Origin of the sequence: Actinoallomurus rhizosphaericola (assembly GCF_024055675.1) — a bacterium.
GTDB lineage: Bacteria > Actinomycetota > Actinomycetes > Streptosporangiales > Streptosporangiaceae > Actinoallomurus > Actinoallomurus soli.
The window spans coordinates 135,693-152,843 of record NZ_JAMXMW010000004.1 but is presented as its reverse complement, the minus strand read 5'-3'; the positions used below and the strand labels follow the sequence as shown (position 1 = coordinate 152,843).

General features: G+C 71.3%; 16 protein-coding genes and 2 riboswitches. Of the genes, 12 read left to right on the top strand and 4 right to left on the bottom strand.

Features of this window, described 5'->3' with window-relative positions:
• Positions 1 to 49: 49 nt before the first annotated feature.
• Entirely contained in the window at positions 50 to 1,348 is a 1,299-nt protein-coding gene (locus NE234_RS11925) for a M50 family metallopeptidase (protein ID WP_252779006.1), read from the bottom strand.
• Between the two features lie 212 nt (positions 1,349 to 1,560).
• Positions 1,561 to 1,658: riboswitch (glycine riboswitch) on the top strand.
• Between the two features lies 1 nt (position 1,659).
• Positions 1,660 to 1,752: riboswitch (glycine riboswitch) on the top strand.
• A gap of 73 nt (positions 1,753 to 1,825) precedes the next feature.
• On the opposite strand from NE234_RS11925, the gene gcvT reads away from it, so the two are divergent.
• The 5 genes from gcvT to NE234_RS11900 are packed head-to-tail and all read left to right on the top strand — an operon-like array spanning position 1,826 to position 6,891.
• Positions 1,826 to 2,932: a glycine cleavage system aminomethyltransferase GcvT gene (gene gcvT / locus NE234_RS11920; protein ID WP_252779005.1), complete on the top strand. Its 1,107-nt coding sequence runs from the start codon at positions 1,826 to 1,828 to the stop codon at positions 2,930 to 2,932.
• Positions 2,929 to 3,312, top strand: coding sequence for a glycine cleavage system protein GcvH (gcvH, locus tag NE234_RS11915; RefSeq protein ID WP_252779004.1), 384 nt, complete (start codon positions 2,929 to 2,931; stop codon positions 3,310 to 3,312). The genes gcvT and gcvH overlap by 4 nt, the downstream gene beginning before the upstream one ends.
• A complete protein-coding gene (locus NE234_RS11910) occupies positions 3,312 to 4,568 on the top strand; it encodes a serine hydroxymethyltransferase (RefSeq protein ID WP_252779003.1) in 1,257 nt (418 codons plus the stop codon). Before gcvH ends, NE234_RS11910 begins: the two co-directional genes overlap by 1 nt.
• Before the next feature lie 13 nt (positions 4,569 to 4,581).
• Positions 4,582 to 5,511 (top strand): lipoyl synthase, encoded by a 930-nt coding sequence (gene lipA / locus NE234_RS11905; RefSeq protein ID WP_252779002.1) that lies wholly within the window; start codon positions 4,582 to 4,584, stop codon positions 5,509 to 5,511.
• 6 nt (positions 5,512 to 5,517) lie between these two features.
• Positions 5,518 to 6,891 carry an L-serine ammonia-lyase gene (locus NE234_RS11900; protein ID WP_252779001.1) on the top strand — a complete coding sequence of 458 codons (1,374 nt, stop codon included), beginning with the start codon at positions 5,518 to 5,520 and terminating at the stop codon, positions 6,889 to 6,891.
• A 25-nt stretch (positions 6,892 to 6,916) separates the two neighbouring features.
• On the opposite strand, the gene NE234_RS11895 is transcribed toward NE234_RS11900, so the two are convergent.
• The 3 genes from NE234_RS11895 to purU form a co-directional block, all read right to left on the bottom strand.
• Positions 6,917 to 7,483, bottom strand: a complete 567-nt coding sequence (locus tag NE234_RS11895) for a DUF4352 domain-containing protein (RefSeq protein ID WP_252779000.1) — start codon at positions 7,481 to 7,483, stop codon at positions 6,917 to 6,919.
• Between the two features lie 108 nt (positions 7,484 to 7,591).
• On the bottom strand, positions 7,592 to 8,779 hold the full coding sequence (locus tag NE234_RS11890) for a M20 metallopeptidase family protein (protein WP_252778999.1): 1,188 nt from the start codon (positions 8,777 to 8,779) through the stop codon (positions 7,592 to 7,594).
• A gap of 30 nt (positions 8,780 to 8,809) precedes the next feature.
• Positions 8,810 to 9,655, bottom strand: coding sequence for a formyltetrahydrofolate deformylase (gene purU / locus NE234_RS11885; protein ID WP_252778998.1), 846 nt, complete (start codon positions 9,653 to 9,655; stop codon positions 8,810 to 8,812).
• A 364-nt stretch (positions 9,656 to 10,019) separates the two neighbouring features.
• Here purU and NE234_RS11880 point away from each other — a divergent pair, with 364 nt between their 5' ends.
• The 7 genes from NE234_RS11880 (at position 10,020) to NE234_RS11850 (ending at position 17,110) form a co-directional block, all read left to right on the top strand.
• Positions 10,020 to 10,301 (top strand): type II toxin-antitoxin system TacA family antitoxin, encoded by a 282-nt coding sequence (locus NE234_RS11880; protein ID WP_252779303.1) that lies wholly within the window; start codon positions 10,020 to 10,022, stop codon positions 10,299 to 10,301.
• Between the two features lie 434 nt (positions 10,302 to 10,735).
• On the top strand, positions 10,736 to 11,509 hold the full coding sequence (locus NE234_RS11875) for an alpha/beta hydrolase family esterase (RefSeq protein ID WP_252778997.1): 774 nt from the start codon (positions 10,736 to 10,738) through the stop codon (positions 11,507 to 11,509).
• A 40-nt stretch (positions 11,510 to 11,549) separates the two neighbouring features.
• Entirely contained in the window at positions 11,550 to 12,737 is a 1,188-nt protein-coding gene (locus NE234_RS11870; protein WP_252778996.1) for an amino acid deaminase/aldolase, read from the top strand.
• 106 nt (positions 12,738 to 12,843) lie between these two features.
• A complete protein-coding gene (locus tag NE234_RS11865; RefSeq protein ID WP_252778995.1) occupies positions 12,844 to 13,962 on the top strand; it encodes a carbohydrate kinase family protein in 1,119 nt (372 codons plus the stop codon).
• 75 nt (positions 13,963 to 14,037) lie between these two features.
• Complete coding sequence (locus NE234_RS11860) at positions 14,038 to 15,381, top strand: ABC transporter substrate-binding protein (protein WP_252778994.1); 1,344 nt, start codon at positions 14,038 to 14,040, stop codon at positions 15,379 to 15,381.
• A complete protein-coding gene (locus tag NE234_RS45285) occupies positions 15,378 to 16,313 on the top strand; it encodes a carbohydrate ABC transporter permease (RefSeq protein WP_252778993.1) in 936 nt (311 codons plus the stop codon). Before NE234_RS11860 ends, NE234_RS45285 begins: the two co-directional genes overlap by 4 nt.
• A complete protein-coding gene (locus tag NE234_RS11850) occupies positions 16,310 to 17,110 on the top strand; it encodes a carbohydrate ABC transporter permease (RefSeq protein WP_252778992.1) in 801 nt (266 codons plus the stop codon). The genes NE234_RS45285 and NE234_RS11850 overlap by 4 nt, the downstream gene beginning before the upstream one ends.
• Positions 17,111 to 17,151: the final 41 nt, after the last annotated feature.

Genomic DNA, 17,151 nt, shown 5'->3' with positions numbered 1-17,151 from the left:
AACGCTGGGCGTCGGGGGTCACTGCCGGCTCGCGGGCCGGCAGAGATCGTCAGCCGTTCAGGCGTACCGGATTGACCAGATCCGCGTAGATCAGCAGAGCGCCCATCGTGATGATCACCGCGGCCATCGCGTACGTGAGCGGCAGCGCCTTGGCGACGTCGACGTGGCCGGGGTCGGGCCTGCGGGTCATCCGGGCGATGCCCTTCTTCACCGCCTCCCACAGCGCGCCGGCGATGTGACCGCCGTCCAGCGGCAGCAGCGGTACGAGGTTGAACATGCCGACCGCGAAGTTGACCGTGCCGAGCATCATCAGGAAGAACGCGAGCTTGTCGAGTCCCGGCTCCTTCGAGGCGGCGATCTCCCCGCCGATCCGGCTGGCGCCGACGACGCCGATCGGGCCGTTCGGGTCGCGCTTCTTGTCGCTGAAGGCGGCGTTCCAGACGCCGACCATCTTCTTCGGCATGTCGATCAGCGAGGAGAAGGTGTGCGTGGTGAGGTCGCCCATGGTGCTGACGACCACGCCCGGTCCCTGACGCTCCCGCGCGCTCATCGGGCTGATTCCGAGGAACCCGACGTTCTCGGTCTTGTCCGGGTCGGTGAGCGACGGCATCTGGTTGGTGACGACCGGAACGCTCAGCGGGACGTCCTGGCCGCCGCGGCGGACGACGACCGGGACCGTGCGCCCGCCGGACCCCCGGATGAGCTTCTGCAACTCCGTGTACGCGTGGATCCGGTGGCCCTCGTAGGAGACGATCCGGTCGCCGGGGCGCAGCCCCGCCCGTACGGCGGGGGTCGCCGGGTCGCCGGGCCGGCAGTCACGGCCCGCCTGCGCGGCCGGGATGGTGCACTTGGTCACCGAGGCGATCACCGGCTGCAGGGTCGAGACGCCGATCCCCATGACGACCACGCTGATGAACACGAACGCCAGCAGGATGTTCATGAACGGCCCGGCGAACATGATGATGACCTTCTGCCACCACTTCTTGCGGTAGAAGACGCGGTCCTCGTCGCCCGGTCCGACCTCTTCCAGGGCGGCGCCGCGCGCCGACTCGATCAGCCCCTGGAACGGGCCGGTGGACGACTGGCGGACCGTTCCGGGCGCGTCGCCCCGGCGCGGCGGCAGCATCCCGATCATCCGGATGTAGCCGCCGAGGGGGATCCACTTGACGCCGTACTCGGTCTCGCCCTTGCGCCGCGACCACAGGGTGGGCCCGAAGCCGACCATGAACTGCGGCACGCGGACGCCGAAGAGCTTGGCGAAGGACATGTGGCCCAGTTCGTGCAGGGCGATCGAGGCGAGCAGCCCGAGGAAGAAGACGACGATGCCCACCACGAAAAGCACGCTCATTGCCCGCACACGCTCCTCACCCGTCGCACCGCGGGCGCCCACCGGGCGCCGCGGTCAGGCCGCTCCGTTCGCCGTGTCGCGCACACGCTCACCGAAGGCCTCCGAGATCTCGACCGGTCAAGCGTATGCCGAAAACCCGCCCGTGAGGGCCGCTCCGGCACTCCCGCGCCGTCGATCGGCGGCCCCGTGTGCTGCTAGCCTGGCCGTGCCGATGATCCCGCGCGGGAGAGCGACCTCGCCGCCAGCGAGGTACGCCGAAGGAGCAACCCCTCCCCGGAACCTCTCAGGCCACACGAACCGTGCGGACCAGGCGACCTCTGGAAAGCGGAGCGACGCTCCCGCCGAAGGTGCAAGCCCCCGACCTGGGGGTGAAGCTCTCAGGCACCGATGACAGAGGGGGAGGGCACCGCCACCGGATTCCGCGTGCCAATGGGAGGATGGGATTCCCGGCCGCCCGCGTGATAGGAGCCTGCCCCGATGTCCACGCCGGACGCCAAGAGAACGCCACTCCACGAGGTCCACGCCGAGCTCGGCGCCATGATCACCGAGTTCGCCGGGTACCTCATGCCGCTGCGTTACGGCAGCGAGAGCGCCGAGCACCAGGCCGTCCGCACCAGCGCGGGCCTGTTCGACCTGTCCCACATGGGAGAGATCTTCGTGACCGGCCCGCAGGCCGGAGCGGCCCTCGACCACGCGCTGATCGGGCACCTGTCCATGCTCGGTGTCGGCAGGGCGCGCTACACGATGATCGTGAACTCGGCCGGGGGGGTGCTGGACGACCTGATCGTGTACCGGCTCGCCCCGGAGACCTACATGGTCGTCGCGAACGCCGCCAACGCCGCGACGGTGCGCGCCGAGCTGACCGAACGCTCGGAGGGGTTCGAGAAGGCCACCGTCGACGACCGGTCCGCCGCGTACGCGCTGATCGCCGTGCAGGGTCCCAAGGCCCAGGCCATCCTGGCGAAGCTCACCGACGCCGCGCTCGCCGACCTGAAGTACTACGCGATCCTGCCGGGCAAGGTCGCCGGAATCGACGCGCTGATCGCCCGCACCGGTTACACCGGCGAGGACGGCTTCGAGCTGTTCGTCGGGGCCGGTGACGCCGTCGCCGTCTGGAACGCCGTCGCGGAGGCCGGCGGCGACGACCTGCGGCCCGCCGGGCTGTCCGCGCGGGACACGCTGCGGCTGGAGGCGGGCATGCCGCTGTACGGCAATGAGCTGACCGCCGAGACGACGCCGTACGACGCCGGCCTCGGCCGTACCGTCAAGCTCGACAAGCCCGGTGACTTCGTCGGCCGCGCCGCGCTGGCCGCCCTCGCCGACACGCCGCCGGGCCGCACGCTCGTGGGCCTCGTCGGGCGGGGGCGTCGCGTCCCACGCCACGGGTACGACGTGGTGACGCCGGACGGCACGCCCTGCGGGGTCGTGACCAGTGGCGCGCCGTCCCCGACGCTGGGCAGGCCCATCGCCATGGCCTACATCGACGCGGGTCACGCCGACGACACCGACCTCGCGGTGGACATCCGCGGTAAACACGAGCCGGTCGACAAGGTCGCGCTGCCGTTCTACAGGAGGACTTCGTGAGCACCGTTCCCGAGACGCTGTACTACACCCAGGAGCACGAGTGGGTCACCGAGCCGTCGGACGGCGTCGTGACCGTCGGCATCACGGCCCACGCGGCCGACGCGCTGGGTGACATCGTGTACGTGTCGCTGCCCCAGGAGGGCGCGTCCGTTGAGGCCGGCGAGCCGTGTGGCGAGGCCGAGTCGACCAAGTCGGTGAGCGACGTCTTCTCGCCCGTCACCGGTGAGGTCGTCGCGGTGAACACCGCCGTGGAGGAGGACCCGGCCGCGATCAACTCCGACCCGTACGGGGAGGGGTGGCTGTTCCGGGTACGTACGGATGATGACCCGGCCGACCTGCTCGACGCGCAGGCCTACTCGAAACTGATCGAGGAGGCGTGATGAACCTCTCCAACCTGCCCTTGTCCGAGATCGACCCGGACGTCGCGGCCGCGATAGCGGACGAGCTGCGACGGCAGCAGTCGACTCTGGAGATGATCGCCTCGGAGAACTTCGCGCCCGTCGGCGTCCTGCAGGCGCAGGGCTCGGTGATGACGAACAAGTACGCCGAGGGCTACCCGGGACGGCGCTACTACGGCGGATGTGAGTACGTCGACGTCACCGAGCAGCTGGCGATCGACCGGGCCAAGGCGCTCTTCGGCGCCGAGCACGCCAACGTGCAGCCGCACTCGGGCGCCCAGGCGAACATCGCGGTGTACTTCGCGCTGCTGGAGCCGGGGGACACGATCCTCGGCCTGGATCTCGCGCACGGCGGGCACCTCACCCACGGCATGCGGATCAACTACTCCGGCAAGATGTTCAACGTGGCGGCCTACCACGTGGGCCCCGACGGTCTCGTGGACATGGACGAGGTCGCCCGGCTGGCGCACGAGTACCGGCCGAAGATGATCATCGCCGGCTGGTCCGCGTACCCGCGGCAGCTCGACTTCGCGGCGTTCCGCCAGGTCGCCGACGAGACCGGCGCGCTGCTGATGGTGGACATGGCCCACTTCGCGGGCCTGGTCGCCGCGGGCCTGCACCCCTCGCCGGTGCCGTACGCCGACGTCGTGACGTCCACGACGCACAAGACGCTGTGCGGTCCGCGCGGTGGTCTCATCCTCTGCCGCGAGGAGTACGCCAAGAAGATCAACTCGGCGGTGTTCCCCGGCACGCAGGGCGGGCCGCTGGAGCACGTCATCGCCGCCAAGGCGGTGGCCCTGAAGATCGCCGCATCGGAGGAGTTCGCCGAGCGGCAGGCCCGGACGATCGAGGGCGCCAGGATCCTCGCGGACCGGCTGCTGCGCGAGGACGCCGCCAAGGCCGGGGTCAAGGTGCTGACCGGCGGCACCGACGTCCACCTCGTCCTCGTCGACCTGGTCGACTCGGAGATCACCGGACGGGACGCCGAGGACCGCCTGCACGACATCGGCATCACGGTCAACCGCAACGCCGTGCCGAACGACCCGCGGCCGCCGATGGTGACGTCCGGCCTGCGGATCGGCACGCCCGCCCTCGCCACGCGCGGATTCGGGGCCGACGACTTCGCCGAGGTCGCCGACATCATCGCGCTGGCGCTGCAGCCGTCGTTCGACTCCGCGGCGCTGTCCGCCCGGGTCCGCGACCTGGCGGACAAGCACCCGCTCTACCCCAGCCTGTGACGGATGAGAGACGATGACGATCGCTCCTGAGGGCCGGAAGCTGCTGCGTGTCGAGGCCAGGAACGCCGCGACACCGATCGAGCGCAAACCGCCCTGGATCAAGACCCGGCTGTCGATGGGCCCGCAATACCGCGAACTCACCGACCTGGTCCGCACCGAAGGCCTGCACACCGTCTGCCAGGAAGCCGGCTGCCCCAACATCTACGAATGCTGGGAAGACCGCGAAGCCACCTTCCTCATCGGCGGCGACCAATGCACCCGCCGCTGCGACTTCTGCCAGATCGACACCGGCAAACCCGCCGCCTACGACCCCGACGAACCCCGCCGCGTCGCCGACTCCGTGGCCACCATGGGCCTGCGCTACGCCACCGTCACCGGCGTCGCCCGCGACGACCTGCCCGACGGCGGCGCCTGGCTGTACGCCGAAACCGTCCGCCAGATCCACACCGCCATCCCCGGCTGCGGCGTCGAACTGCTCATCCCCGACTTCAACAACGTCCCCCACCTGCTCGCCGAGGTCTTCTCCGCACACCCCGAAGTCCTGGCCCACAACCTCGAAACCGTCCCCCGCATCTTCAAACGCATCCGCCCCGGCTTCCGCTACGAACGCTCCCTCGCCGTCCTCACCGCCGCCCGCCAAGCCGGACTCGTCACCAAGTCCAACCTCATCCTCGGCATGGGCGAAACCCGCGACGAGATCACCGAAGCCATGCAGGACCTGCACCAGGCCGGATGCGAACTGCTCACCATCACCCAGTACCTACGCCCCTCCCCCCGCCACCACCCCGTCGAACGCTGGGTCAAACCCGAAGAATTCGTCGAACTACAGGCCGAAGCCGAGGCCATCGGCTTCGCCGGAGTCATGTCCGGGCCCCTGGTCCGCTCCAGCTACCGCGCCGGACGCCTCTACCAGCAGGCCATCACCGCCCGCCAGGCCGACTGACCCACCATGGCGATCAGCGTCTTCGACCTGTTCAAGATCGGCATCGGCCCGTCCAGCTCGCACACGGGCGGGCCGATGGCGGCGGCCCACCGGTTCGCCCGCGGTCTGCGGCACGACGGCCTCCTGGAGAAGACCGCCTCCGTGCACGTGATCCTGTACGGATCGCTCGGCCTGACCGGCAAGGGGCACGGCAGCGACAAGGCGGTCATCCTCGGCCTCGAGGGCGACAAGCCCGAGCTCGTGGACGTCGAGACGGCCGACGAGCGGGTCGCCCGGGTACGCGAGCACGGCGTCCTGCGCGTGTTCGGCGAGCAGGAGGTGCCGTTCGTCGTCGGCGAGCACCTCGTGTTCGAGCGCAAGGAGTCGCTCCCGCGCCACCCCAACGGCATGCGGTTCACCGCCCGCGACGCCGAGGGAGCCGAGCTGCGGGAGAAGGTCTACTACTCGGTCGGCGGCGGCTTCGTCGTCGACGAGGACGCCACCGGCGCCGACCGGATCAAGCCCGACGACACGGTCGTGCCCCACCCCTTCGCGACCGGCGCCGAGCTTCTCGACCGGACGCGGGAGACCGGCCTGTCGATCTCCGCGCTGATGCTGGAGAACGAACAGGCCTTCGGCCGCGGCCCCGAGGAAATCCGCGAGCTCCTGCTCCGGCTCTGGGCGGTCATGCGGGAGAGCGTGGACCGCGGCTGCTCCCGCGAGGGCCTGCTGCCCGGCGGGCTCAAGGTGCGCCGCCGCGCCCCGCACCTGCACCGCAAGCTCGTGACCGAGGCCGTCACCGACCCGTTGCACGCGATGGACTGGGTCACGCTGTTCGCCCTCGCCGTGAACGAGGAGAACGCCGCGGGCGGCCGGATCGTCACCGCGCCGACCAACGGCGCCGCCGGCATCGTCCCCGCCGTCCTGCACTACTACGACCGGTTCGTGCCCGGCGCCTCCGACGACGGGATCGTACGGTTCCTGCTGACCGCCGGGGCGATGGGCGTGATCATCAAGGAGAACGCCTCGATCTCCGGCGCGGAGGTCGGCTGCCAGGGCGAGGTCGGCTCGGCCTGCGCGATGGCGGCTGCCGGACTCACCGAGGTCCTCGGCGGCACGCCCGAGCAGGTGGAGAATGCCGCGGAGATCGGCATCGAGCACAACCTCGGCCTCACCTGCGACCCGGTCGGCGGCCTGGTGCAGGTCCCCTGCATCGAGCGGAACGCCGTCGCCTCGATCAAGGCGATCAGTGCCGCCCGGATCGCGCTGCGCGGCGACGGCCGCCACTTCGTCCCCCTCGACCGGGCGCTCAAGACGATGCGCGACACCGGCCGCGACATGTTGGACAAATACAAGGAGACCTCGCGCGGCGGCCTCGCCGTCAACGTCATCGAGTGCTGAGCGAGCCCGCCCGCCGGCCCGGGCGTCAGGGCACGCGCCACTCGGCGCGATCGGTGGCGAAACCGGCGTTCAGGGCGTAGGCCACGGCGACGACCTTCGCCTTCTTCGGCACGGCGAAGACCATGAAGCCCGACGCGGCCTGCCCCTGGCGGAGCCTGACGACCTTGGGGAAGCCGGGGCCCGCCGTCACCGCGGCCACCGTCGGGTCGTACGTCCGCCCCGCCGTGTCCACGACGTTCGCGCCGTAGGTGGGGCTGTCGTCGTACGCGGTGTCGCCGACGTTCTTCAGCACGAAACGCACGGCGACGAAGCGCTCACCCTTGCGCGGCTTCTGGAACGCGCCATGGCCGGTCGCGGTGGGAAGCACCTGCTTGACCTTGACGGCGAGGCGGAGTCTTCCCGCGCCTCCGGAGTCGTCCGCGCCGCTGAGCGTGACGGTCTGGCCGACCGTGACCTGCCGGACCCGCGGCGTCGGCGACGGGGTGGCGGTCTGGGGGTTGTTCGCCGTCCGCGCGGCGTTGCCGCAACCGGCGAGCAGCGCCGCGGTCACCGCAGCGGTCAGGGCCAGCCTCCGCACGACACCGCTCCCCATTGGACGAACTGTCAGCACACCGCTGGATCATGATAGGGGCCGCCGCGCGGCACCGGGGACCGAACGATCCGCTCGGGAGGACCGCGCGACGGGCCTTTGAGACGGGTCCTAGGCGGAGGCCAGCCGGCGGAGGGCGAGTTCGGCGAGCAGGGCGGCCCCGTCCGCCAGCACCCCGTCGTCGAAGACCGCGTCCGGCGCGTGGTTGAACGGCGCGGTCGCCGGGTCGCGGTCGGGCGGGCAGGCGCCGAGGAACACGAACGCCCCGGGCACCTCCTCCAGCACGTAGGAGAAGTCCTCCCCCGCGGTCAGGGGATCCGGCCCCCACACGAACCGCTCCGCGCCGTACAGGTCGCCGACCACGGAGGCGGCGAACTCCGCCTCGGCGGCGGTGTTGATCGTCGCCGGATAGCCCATGGGCCGGTCCACCTCGACGCCGAGGTCGTGGGCGGCCGCGATGCCGCGCACGACCCGGTCGACGCCGTCGAGGACCCGGGCGTGGGCCTCACGGGAGAAGCAGCGGATCGTCAGGGCGAACCGCGCCTCGGCCGGGATGACGTTGGCGGCGGTGCCCGCGTGGAAGCTGCCGACCGTGATGACCACCGGGTCGAAGGCGTCGAACGACCGGGTGGCGAACGTCTGCAGCGCCGTCACCATCTCACACGCCGCCGGGATCGGGTCCTTGGCGCGGAACGGCTGGGAGCCGTGGCCGCCGGCTCCGCGCACGGTGACGTGGATCTCCTCGGCGGCGGCCATCAGCGTGCCGCGCCGGGTCATGAAGAAGCCACCCGGCAGCATCGACGAGGCGACGTGCAGCCCGTACGCGGCGACGGGCCGGGTCCCCGCCGCGTCGAGCACCCCCTCCTCGATCATGTAGCGCGCTCCGGCGAAGCCCTCCTCACCGGGCTGGAACATGAAGATCACGCTGCCCGCGAACTCCGACGCCGCGAGGATCCGCGCCGCCCCGACCAGCATCGCGGTGTGCAGATCATGGCCGCAGGCGTGCATCCGGTCCTCGAACCGGCTGGCGTACTCCAGGCCCGTGCCCTCGGTCAGCGGAAGCGCGTCCATGTCGGCGCGCAGGAGCACGGCGGGGCCGGGCGACGAGCCGCGGAGCACGGCGGTCACCGAGGACACGGACCGGCCGAGCCGGATGTCGAGCGGAAGGCCGTCCAGGGCGGCCAGCACCTTCTCCTGGGTACGCGGCAGCTCCAGGCCCACCTCGGGCTCCCGGTGCAGGTCGCGGCGGAGCCGCAGAAGATCGTCCTGAAGGTCACGGGTGACGTGCGCGGAAGGCATGGCACCCCACACTACGCCGCGCCGTACGGCTCAGCGGAAGATCACGGTCCGCTCGGCGTTCAGCAGGATCCGGTGCTCGGCGTGCCAGCGCACCGCGCGGGCCAGGGCCAGGCACTCCATGTCCCGCCCCACCGCCATCAGCTCCTCCGGCCCCTGCGTGTGGTCGACGCGCGCGACCTCCTGCTCGATGATCGGCCCCTCGTCGAGCCGCGGGGTCACGTAGTGCGCGGTCGCGCCGATGAGCTTCACGCCGCGCTGGTGCGCCTGGTGGTACGGCCGGGCCCCCTTGAAGCTCGGCAGGAACGAATGGTGAATGTTGATCACACGGCCCGGCAGCTTCTCGCAGAACTCGTCGGACAGCACCTGCATGTACCGGGCCAGCACGATGAGGTCCGCCTGGTAGTGCTCGACCAGGGCGAGGATCTCCGCCTCCTGCGCCGCGCGGGTCTCGGCGGTGACGGGCAGGTGGTGGTAGTCGATGCCGTACGACTGGGTCAGCGGCCGCATGTCCGGGTGGTTCGAGGCGACCGCGACGATGTCCACGTCGAGCAGCCCGGAGCGCTGGCGGTACAGCAGGTCGTTCAGACAGTGCCCGAACTTGGAGACGAGGATGAGCACGCGGGAGCGGACGGCCCGGTCGTACAGGTGCCAGTCCAGGGCGAACTCCCCGGCCAGCGCGCCGAACGCCTCGCGCAGCGCGTCGTCCAGCCCCTCCGGCGCCTCGAACTGGATGCGCAGGAAGAAGCGTCCGGTGCTCCGGTCGCCGAACTGCTGGCTCTCCAGGATGTTGCACTCACGCTGGGCGAGCACCCCGGAGACGGCGGCCACGATGCCCGGCCGGTCGGGGCAGGAAAGCGTCAACACGTATTCGGACATGGCAGACCTTCGAGACGTTCGGATCGTACGGTGCGGCGGGCGGGGTGGGGTGCGGCCCCGCCCGTGATGCCGCTCCGAGCCTACGGCCTGAGGGACCTCGACCGGTGGCACGCACCGGTCACCGGCGAGAATCCGCCGGTACGGCGGGGGCTCGGGCGCGGGCCGGACCGTCGCCCGCCGGCACCGGAGGGGCCGGCGCGGGACCGCGACCGGGCACGGCCGTCACCGCGTCGGTACTGATACATACCGCGGCAGGCATCTGTATGGCTATAATCGCGTAGCGCACACATCAAGTAACCGTAAGAAGTCGATCCCTCGTTGTCCGCCATCCGGCGGACCCCTACCTTGAGAGGAGGTGGGAGTGATGCTGATGACCGCGAAGAAGGAGCGCCGCATCGAGCTGCGCACCGACGCCACCACGGAGCGGCTCATCGTGCGGGCCGCCGAGGCACTGGGCGAGTCGGTGTCCTCCTTCACACTGCGCGCGGCCAAGGAGGAGGCACGACGCATCCTCGCGAGCTCCGACGTCACCTGGATGCCCGCCGACCAGTTCGACGAGTTGCTCGCCACCCTGGACGAGCCGGACGATGTCCCCGCCTTGCGACGTGCGGCTGCTCGCCCTCGGCGCTACATCGACGAAACATGAGCACCTGGCGGGTCCAGCTGCTCACCCCCGCGCATCGGTTCGAGGACTTCGACTGTGGTGAGCCGGCACTCAACTCATGGCTGATCGACCAGGCATTACGAGCTCAGCGTTCCGATACCGGACGAACCTACGCGTGGGTGCGATCTGCCGTCGGCTGCCGATCTCTTAGAGCAGCCATCACCGGACACGGCAACATCAGGACACGACTCCGAGCGCGCGGAACTTGCGCTACGAGTGAGTAGTTCTTGGGGGTGCGGGTGGGTTAGACCGGTGGGATGCGACGGGTCACGGTACTCGCGGTCATCGGTCTTCTCGTCCTCGGCGGGTGCAAGTCGCCAGGATCCGGGGAGCACAGATCATCTAAGTCCGCGCACGCGCGGCACGGCGCGCCGGCGTCGGTCGGCGATGTGCCGACGGCGGCGGGCACGCATCGGATGAAGATCGATGTGGGCACGCCCGGGCACCGGGAGTACCTCGTCCACGTGCCGCCGGCCCTGGCCGCGCGGAGCTTCCGGTCGGGGCGGCCCGTGCGGCCGCTTCCCGTCGTCGTCGCGCTGCACGGCGGGGCCGACAACATGTTCGGGTTCGAGGAGAAGACCGGGTTCGACGGTCTTGCCGACCGGCACGGGTTCCTCGCGGTCTATCCGGACGGGTTCGCCTTCACCTGGAACGCCGGGGACTGCTGCGCGCCGGCCCGCCTGGCGCACATCGACGACGTCGGCTTCCTGAACAAGCTCATCGACCACCTGACCGGTACGGGGCTGGCCGATCCGAAGCGGGTCTACGTCACGGGGTTCTCCAACGGGGCGGGCATGGCCTACCGGTTCGCCTGCGAGTCCGCGGGCAAGGTCGCCGCGATCGGGGTGGTGGCCGGGGCGCTCGCCATGGCGTGTCATCCGGCCCGGCCGGTGTCGGTGATGATCTGGCACGGCACCGCGGACCACAACGTCCCCTACAACGGCGGCGGGCACCGGGATTTCAACGACTCCCGGCCGTTCCCGCCGGTCGGCCGGGCGGTGGACTTCTGGCGACGGGCCGACGGCCTGTCCTCGCTCCGGGCGGACGGCGGGCGGGGCTGCCGCTCCAGCGGGCGGGGCGACGGCGGCGTCGAGGTCGTCCTGTGCACCGTCACGGGCGGCGGGCACGCGTGGCCGTCCGGCGCGAGCGGGCGGCTCTGGGACTTCTTCGCCGCGCATCCCCGGACGTGAACTCTTTTCATATTCGGCCGGTCTGTGGCACGCTGCGGGCATGACGCTGCGCAAACGGTATGACCTCGCCACATCTCACCTGGAACCACCGTTCGCGATCGTCGACCTGGCGGCGTTCCGCTCCAACGCGGCGAACCTGACCCGGCGTGCGCACGGCAAGCCGATCCGGGTGGCCAGCAAGTCGGTGCGCTGCCGGGCGCTGCTGGAAGAGGTGCTGGCGATGGACGGGTTCGCCGGCGTCATGGCGTTCACGCTCCCCGAGGCGCTGTGGCTGGCCGAGGAGAGGGTGAGCGACGACATCCTCGTCGCCTATCCGACCGCCGACCGGCAGGCCCTCGCGCGGCTGGCCGGCGACGAGCACGCGGCGGCCACCGTCACCGTGATGGTCGACTGCGTGGAGCACCTCGACCTGATCGAGAAGGCCACCGGCGGCGCCCGTCCCGTACGGGTCTGCCTGGACATCGACGCGGCCTGGCGCGCGGCGGGCGGCCGGATCCGCATCGGCGCGCTCCGGTCACCCGTCCGTACGCCGGAGCAGGCCGCCGGGCTGGCCCGCGAGATCGGCCGGCGTCCGGGAGTGCGACTGGTCGGACTGATGGCGTACGAGTCGCAGATCGCGGGGGTCGGGGACGACCCGCCCGGCAAGCCGGTGTTCTCCCGCGCGGTGCGCCTCATCCAGGCGCAGTCCCGCGTCGAGCTGGCGCGCCGCAGGGGGATGATCGTTCAGGCGGTCCGGGAGGTCGCCGACCTGGAGTTCGTCAACGGCGGCGGTACCGGCAGCGTCGAGAAGACGGCGGCCGAGAAGGCCGTGACCGAGGTCGCCGCGGGCTCGGGCCTGTACCAGTCGGTGCTGTTCGACCACTACACGAACTTCTCCGGCAGCCCGGCCGCGCTGTTCGCCCTGCCCGTCGTACGGCGCCCCGCGCCCGGCGTGGTGACCGTGCTCGGCGGCGGGTACCTCGCGTCGGGGGTCGCGGACCGCAGCCGGCTGCCGCAGCCGTACCTGCCCTCCGGGCTGCGCTTCGACGCGCGGGAGGGCGCCGGCGAGGTGCAGACCCCGCTGCTCGGCGCCGCCGCCGACGGGCTGCGGATCGGCGACCGGGTGTGGTTCCGGCACGCGAAGGCCGGGGAGCTGTGCGAGCGCTTCGACGGCCTCCACCTGATCGACGGCGAGCGCGTCACCGCGACGGTCCCGACCTACCGTGGTGAGGGAAGGACGTTCCTCTGATTCCCCCGATGTGAGGTAGGGAATTCTCCCAACCCCTCCGGGAACGGTCCAGCAGCGCGTAATGTCGTACGACAGTGTTGGGATGCCCCTCCGGAGGGGAGGCGCCGTGGACCAAGTCAAACCGATGATCGCACCGCCGGGCCGGCCGCCGGAGCCGCGGTTGAAGGACCCCTGTGTCGAGCGCGAGACCGCCGCCGAGTTCCTGCACGGCGACGGCGGAGGGCTCGACGTGTTCCTGGCCGGCACCGTCTTCATGGACATGATCTTCACCGGCCTGCCGAGCCTGCCACCGCCCGGCACCGAGCTGATCACCGACGGCCTGGGCTCGGCGCCCGGCGGCATCGCCAACATCGCGGTCGCGATGAGCCGGCTGGGGCTCAACGTCGGCCTGGCCGCCGCGTTCGGCGACGACATGTTCGGCGCCTACCTGTGGCGGACCCTGTCGGAGCAGGAGGGCGTCGGGCTGGCCCGCTCCCGGCGGCTGCCCGGCTGGCCCACGCCGGTCACCGTGTCGCTGGCCTATGACGCCGACCGGAGCATGGTGACCTACCACCGGCCCATGCCGGTGCTGCCCGAGGCCCTCGTCGGCACCCCGCCCAAGGCCAGGACGTGCTTCCTCGACCTCGCCCACCCCGTGCCGGAGTGGACGGCGACGATGCGCGAGAAGGGCGCCGCCGTGGTCGCCGACGTCGGCTGGGACCCCACCGAGACCTGGTCCGTCGACGTGCTCGACCGCCTCGACCTGGTCGACGTGTTCCTGCCCAACGCGGTGGAGGCCATGGCCTACACCCGGACGAGCTCCCCCGAGCAGGCCCTCGACGTCCTCGCCGAGCGCGTCCCCGTCGTGGTGGTCAAGCGCGGCGGCGACGGCGCGATCGCGATCGACACGACCACGGGCGAGCGGGCCGAGGCGGCCGCGCTGCCGGTCAAGGCCCTCGACCCGACCGGCGCCGGTGACGTGTTCGCCGCCGGTTTCGTGTACGGCACGCTCGCCGGCTGGGGCCTGACCGAGCGGCTGCGGTTCGCCAACCTCTGCGCCGGGCTGTCCGTCCGGCACTTCAGCGGGTCGCTCGGCTCGCCCTGCTGGGGGGAGATCGCGGCGTTCGGCGAGTCCGGCGAGGTCCCGGACGAGATCCTGCGGGACTACGCCTTCATCGTCCCGTACATCCCCGACGCCTCGGTCGACACGGCGACGCGGGCGGAGCCGACCGTACGGCAGGCGTGACCGTAACGGACACGGCTTACGCCGAGAAGATCTTGGTGTAAGGCGCCGCCGGTCGGTTGACGAAGGAGCCCCGCCATGCGGAAACCGTTCGTGGTCCTGACAGCGGCGCTGGTCGCCGTGTCCGCCTGCGCCCCCGGATCGGGCGGCGGGAAACCGAAGACCCCCGCCCCCGGCGCCGTCAGCACGGACGTCGCCAAGGCCGGCCCGGTCACGCTCACCGTCTGGGACCAGGAGGTCCTCGGCGGCCAGAACGAGCAGATGCAGCGGCTGAACGCCGCGTTCCACGCCAAGTACCCGAACGTGACGATCAAGCGGGTGTCGCGGTCCTTCAGCGACCTGGAGAAGACGCTGCGGCTCGCGCTGTCCGGCGGCAACCCGCCCGACGTCGTCGAGGCGAACCAGGGGTACGGCATCATGGCCGCCCTCGTGAAGGCCGGCGCGCTCATGCCCCTGGACCCGTACGAGCAGGCGTACGGCTTCCGTAAGCGCTTCCCCGCCGGGCTCACCCAGCTCAACAGCGTCAGCGCCGGCGGGAAGGCGATCGGCTCCGGCAGTCTGTACGGCGTCGCGATGACCGGCGAGGCCGTCGGGATCTACTACAACACCGACAAGCTCGCCAAGCTCGGCCTGAAGCCGCCCGCGACCTGGGCGGAGTTCGAACAGGACCTCGCGACCGCCAAGGGCAGGGGCGAGACGCCGATCTACCTCGCCAACCTGGAGAAGTTCCCCGGCATCCACGAGTTCGGCGTCCTGCTCGGCCAGACGACGGGCAAGGACAAGCTGCGCGACCTCGTGTTCGGCCGGGGCGGCGCGTGGACCGACCCCTCGATCGTGCAGGCCGCCCAGAAGCTCGCCGACTGGGCGAAGAAGGGCTACTTCCCCGCCGGCGTCAACGCCGCCAAGTACAACGACTCCCCCGCGCCGTTCGCCAAGGGCGACGGCGTGTTCCTCATCGGCGGGCCGTGGTTCGCCGCGGACCTGCAGAAGAAGATGGGGGACAAGGTCCGCTACATCCTCCCGCCGCCCGCCCAGGCCGGCGGGGCGCCCGCCGCCACGCTCGGCGGCCCCGGCCTGCCCCTCGCGATCACCGCCAAGTCCAAGCACCCCGACGTCGCCGCCGCGTACCTGAACTTCATGACCGGCCCGCAGGCCATGGACGTCGTCACCCAGACCGGCGGCCTGGCCGCGCTGCCCCCGCCGAACGCACAGCCCACCTCCGCCGTCGGCCGCGACCTGTCCGCCGCGTGGCGGACCGCCAGCGACAAGGACATCCTCGTCCCCTACCTGGACTACTCCACGACGACCTTCCTCGACACGCTCGGCGGCGTCCTTCAGGAGATCATCGCGGGGAGGAAGACCGCGCAGCAGGGCATGCAGGACGCCCAGCGCGATTACGCCGCGTTCCTGGCCAAGCGGTGAAGCCCCCGGCCACCCGGACCCGGCCCGCCGCCGACCGTACGGAGAGCCGCCCGGCGGGCGCCCGGCCGCCGGGCGAGCCCCGCCGGGTCGCCTACCTCTACGTGCTCCCGGCCCTGCTGGTCTACGCGGCGTTCCTGCTCTGGCCGCTGCTGCACGGCGCGTACCTCTCGCTGTTCCACTGGGACGGGCTCTCCGTCGGCACCTGGGCCGGCCTCGGCAACTACACGCAGGCGATCAGCGACCCGCACCTGCGCGGGACGTTCTGGCACGCCGCCGTGCTGGTGTTCTTCTACGCCGTCCTGCCCTGCTGCATCGCGTTCCTGCTCGTCGCCGTCATGTCCCGGTCCCGGCCGCGCGGGCTGACGTTCTTCCGCACCGTGCTGTTCCTGCCGCAGGTCGTCGCCATGGTCGCGGTGGCGGTGGCCTGGCAGTGGATCTACTCCGAGCACGGGCCGGTCAACGGCACGCTCCGCCTCGTCGGGCTCGGCGGCCTCGCCCGCGGCTGGCTCGGCGACTTCACCTGGGCCCTGCCGTCCGTCGGCCTCATCGGCACCTGGGCCGAGATCGGGCTGGCCATGGTGCTGTTCCTCGCCGGCGTGCAGAAGATCCCCCGCGAGCTGTACGAGGCGGCGCGCGTGGACGGCGCCGGGGCCGTCCGCGAGTTCTTCGCGGTCACCCTGCCCGGGCTGCGGCGGGAGCTGTCCGTCGCGCTCACGCTCACCATCATCGCCGCGCTGCGGAACTTCGACCTGATCTACCTGACCACCGGCGGCGGGCCCGGCGACGCCACGCGCGTCCCGGCGTACGAGGTCTACAACCGGACGTTCAACACCGGGGAGGTGGGCCTGGCCTGCGCGATCGGCATCATGATCGCGGTCGTGGTGTTCGCCGTCACCGCCGGGGTCGGCCGCCTGGTGGAGGGCCGCTCGTGACGCCGGCGACCTCGCGGGCCGAGCGCGCCACCACGTACGCCGTGCTGGTCGTGTTCGCGGTGATCGCCGTGTTCCCGCTGCTGGCGGTGGCCTCCCAGGCGCTCGGCCTGCCGCACCCGTCCGCCGCCGCGTTCACCGGCGCCTGGCGGAAGGGACACTTCGCCCGCTACCTCACCAACAGCCTCATCGTGGTCACCGTGGTCGTCGTCGCGGCGTCGGCGCTGTCGATCCTCGCCGGGTACGCCCTGGGCACGATGGAGTTCCGCGGCGCGACCGTGCTGTTCTACGTGTTCCTCGCCGGGCTGATGGTGCCGACCGAGGCCATCGTTGTGCCGCTGTACTTCGACCTGCGGTCCGTCGGCCTCGACAACACCCTGCCCGGCCTCATGCTGCCGCAGATCGCCCAGTCGGTGTCGTTCGGGGTCTTCTGGATGCGCGCGTACTTCCGGTCCGCGCCGCGCGCGCTGATCGAGGCGTCCCGGATGGACGGCGCCTCCAGTTGGACGACGCTGTGGCGGGTCCTGCTGCCGGTCGGCCGCCCCGCCATCCTCACCATGATCGTGCTCATCGCCATGTGGACCTGGAACGAATTCCTGCTCGCCCTGGTGATCATGAACTCCAACGAGGACCTGCGCACCGCCCCGCTCGGCCTGTCGATCTTCCAGGGCCAGCACCAGACCGAGTACCAGATGCTCATGGCCGCCGCGCTGATCGTCGCCGCCCCCGTCGTCCTCGTGTACGTCTTCCTCCAGCGCCACTTCATCGCGGGAATGCTCTCGGGCGCCCTCAAGGACTGACGCGGGAGACGCGCCCGTGGTGGCGGACGCCGGACACCGGG

Coding starts and splice junctions, on each gene's coding strand:
- NE234_RS11890 (WP_252778999.1), bottom strand. CDS start 8,779: ATGCCTTCCGCGCACGTCACCCGTGACCTTCAGGACGATCTTCTGCGG.
- NE234_RS11880 (WP_252779303.1), top strand. CDS start 10,020: ATGCTGATGACCGCGAAGAAGGAGCGCCGCATCGAGCTGCGCACCGAC.
- gcvT (WP_252779005.1), top strand. CDS start 1,826: ATGTCCACGCCGGACGCCAAGAGAACGCCACTCCACGAGGTCCACGCC.
- NE234_RS11875 (WP_252778997.1), top strand. CDS start 10,736: ATGAAGATCGATGTGGGCACGCCCGGGCACCGGGAGTACCTCGTCCAC.
- NE234_RS11910 (WP_252779003.1), top strand. CDS start 3,312: ATGAACCTCTCCAACCTGCCCTTGTCCGAGATCGACCCGGACGTCGCG.
- NE234_RS11900 (WP_252779001.1), top strand. CDS start 5,518: ATGGCGATCAGCGTCTTCGACCTGTTCAAGATCGGCATCGGCCCGTCC.
- NE234_RS11860 (WP_252778994.1), top strand. CDS start 14,038: ATGCGGAAACCGTTCGTGGTCCTGACAGCGGCGCTGGTCGCCGTGTCC.
- lipA (WP_252779002.1), top strand. CDS start 4,582: ATGACGATCGCTCCTGAGGGCCGGAAGCTGCTGCGTGTCGAGGCCAGG.
- NE234_RS11925 (WP_252779006.1), bottom strand. CDS start 1,348: ATGAGCGTGCTTTTCGTGGTGGGCATCGTCGTCTTCTTCCTCGGGCTG.
- NE234_RS11895 (WP_252779000.1), bottom strand. CDS start 7,483: ATGGGGAGCGGTGTCGTGCGGAGGCTGGCCCTGACCGCTGCGGTGACC.
- purU (WP_252778998.1), bottom strand. CDS start 9,655: ATGTCCGAATACGTGTTGACGCTTTCCTGCCCCGACCGGCCGGGCATC.
- NE234_RS11870 (WP_252778996.1), top strand. CDS start 11,550: ATGACGCTGCGCAAACGGTATGACCTCGCCACATCTCACCTGGAACCA.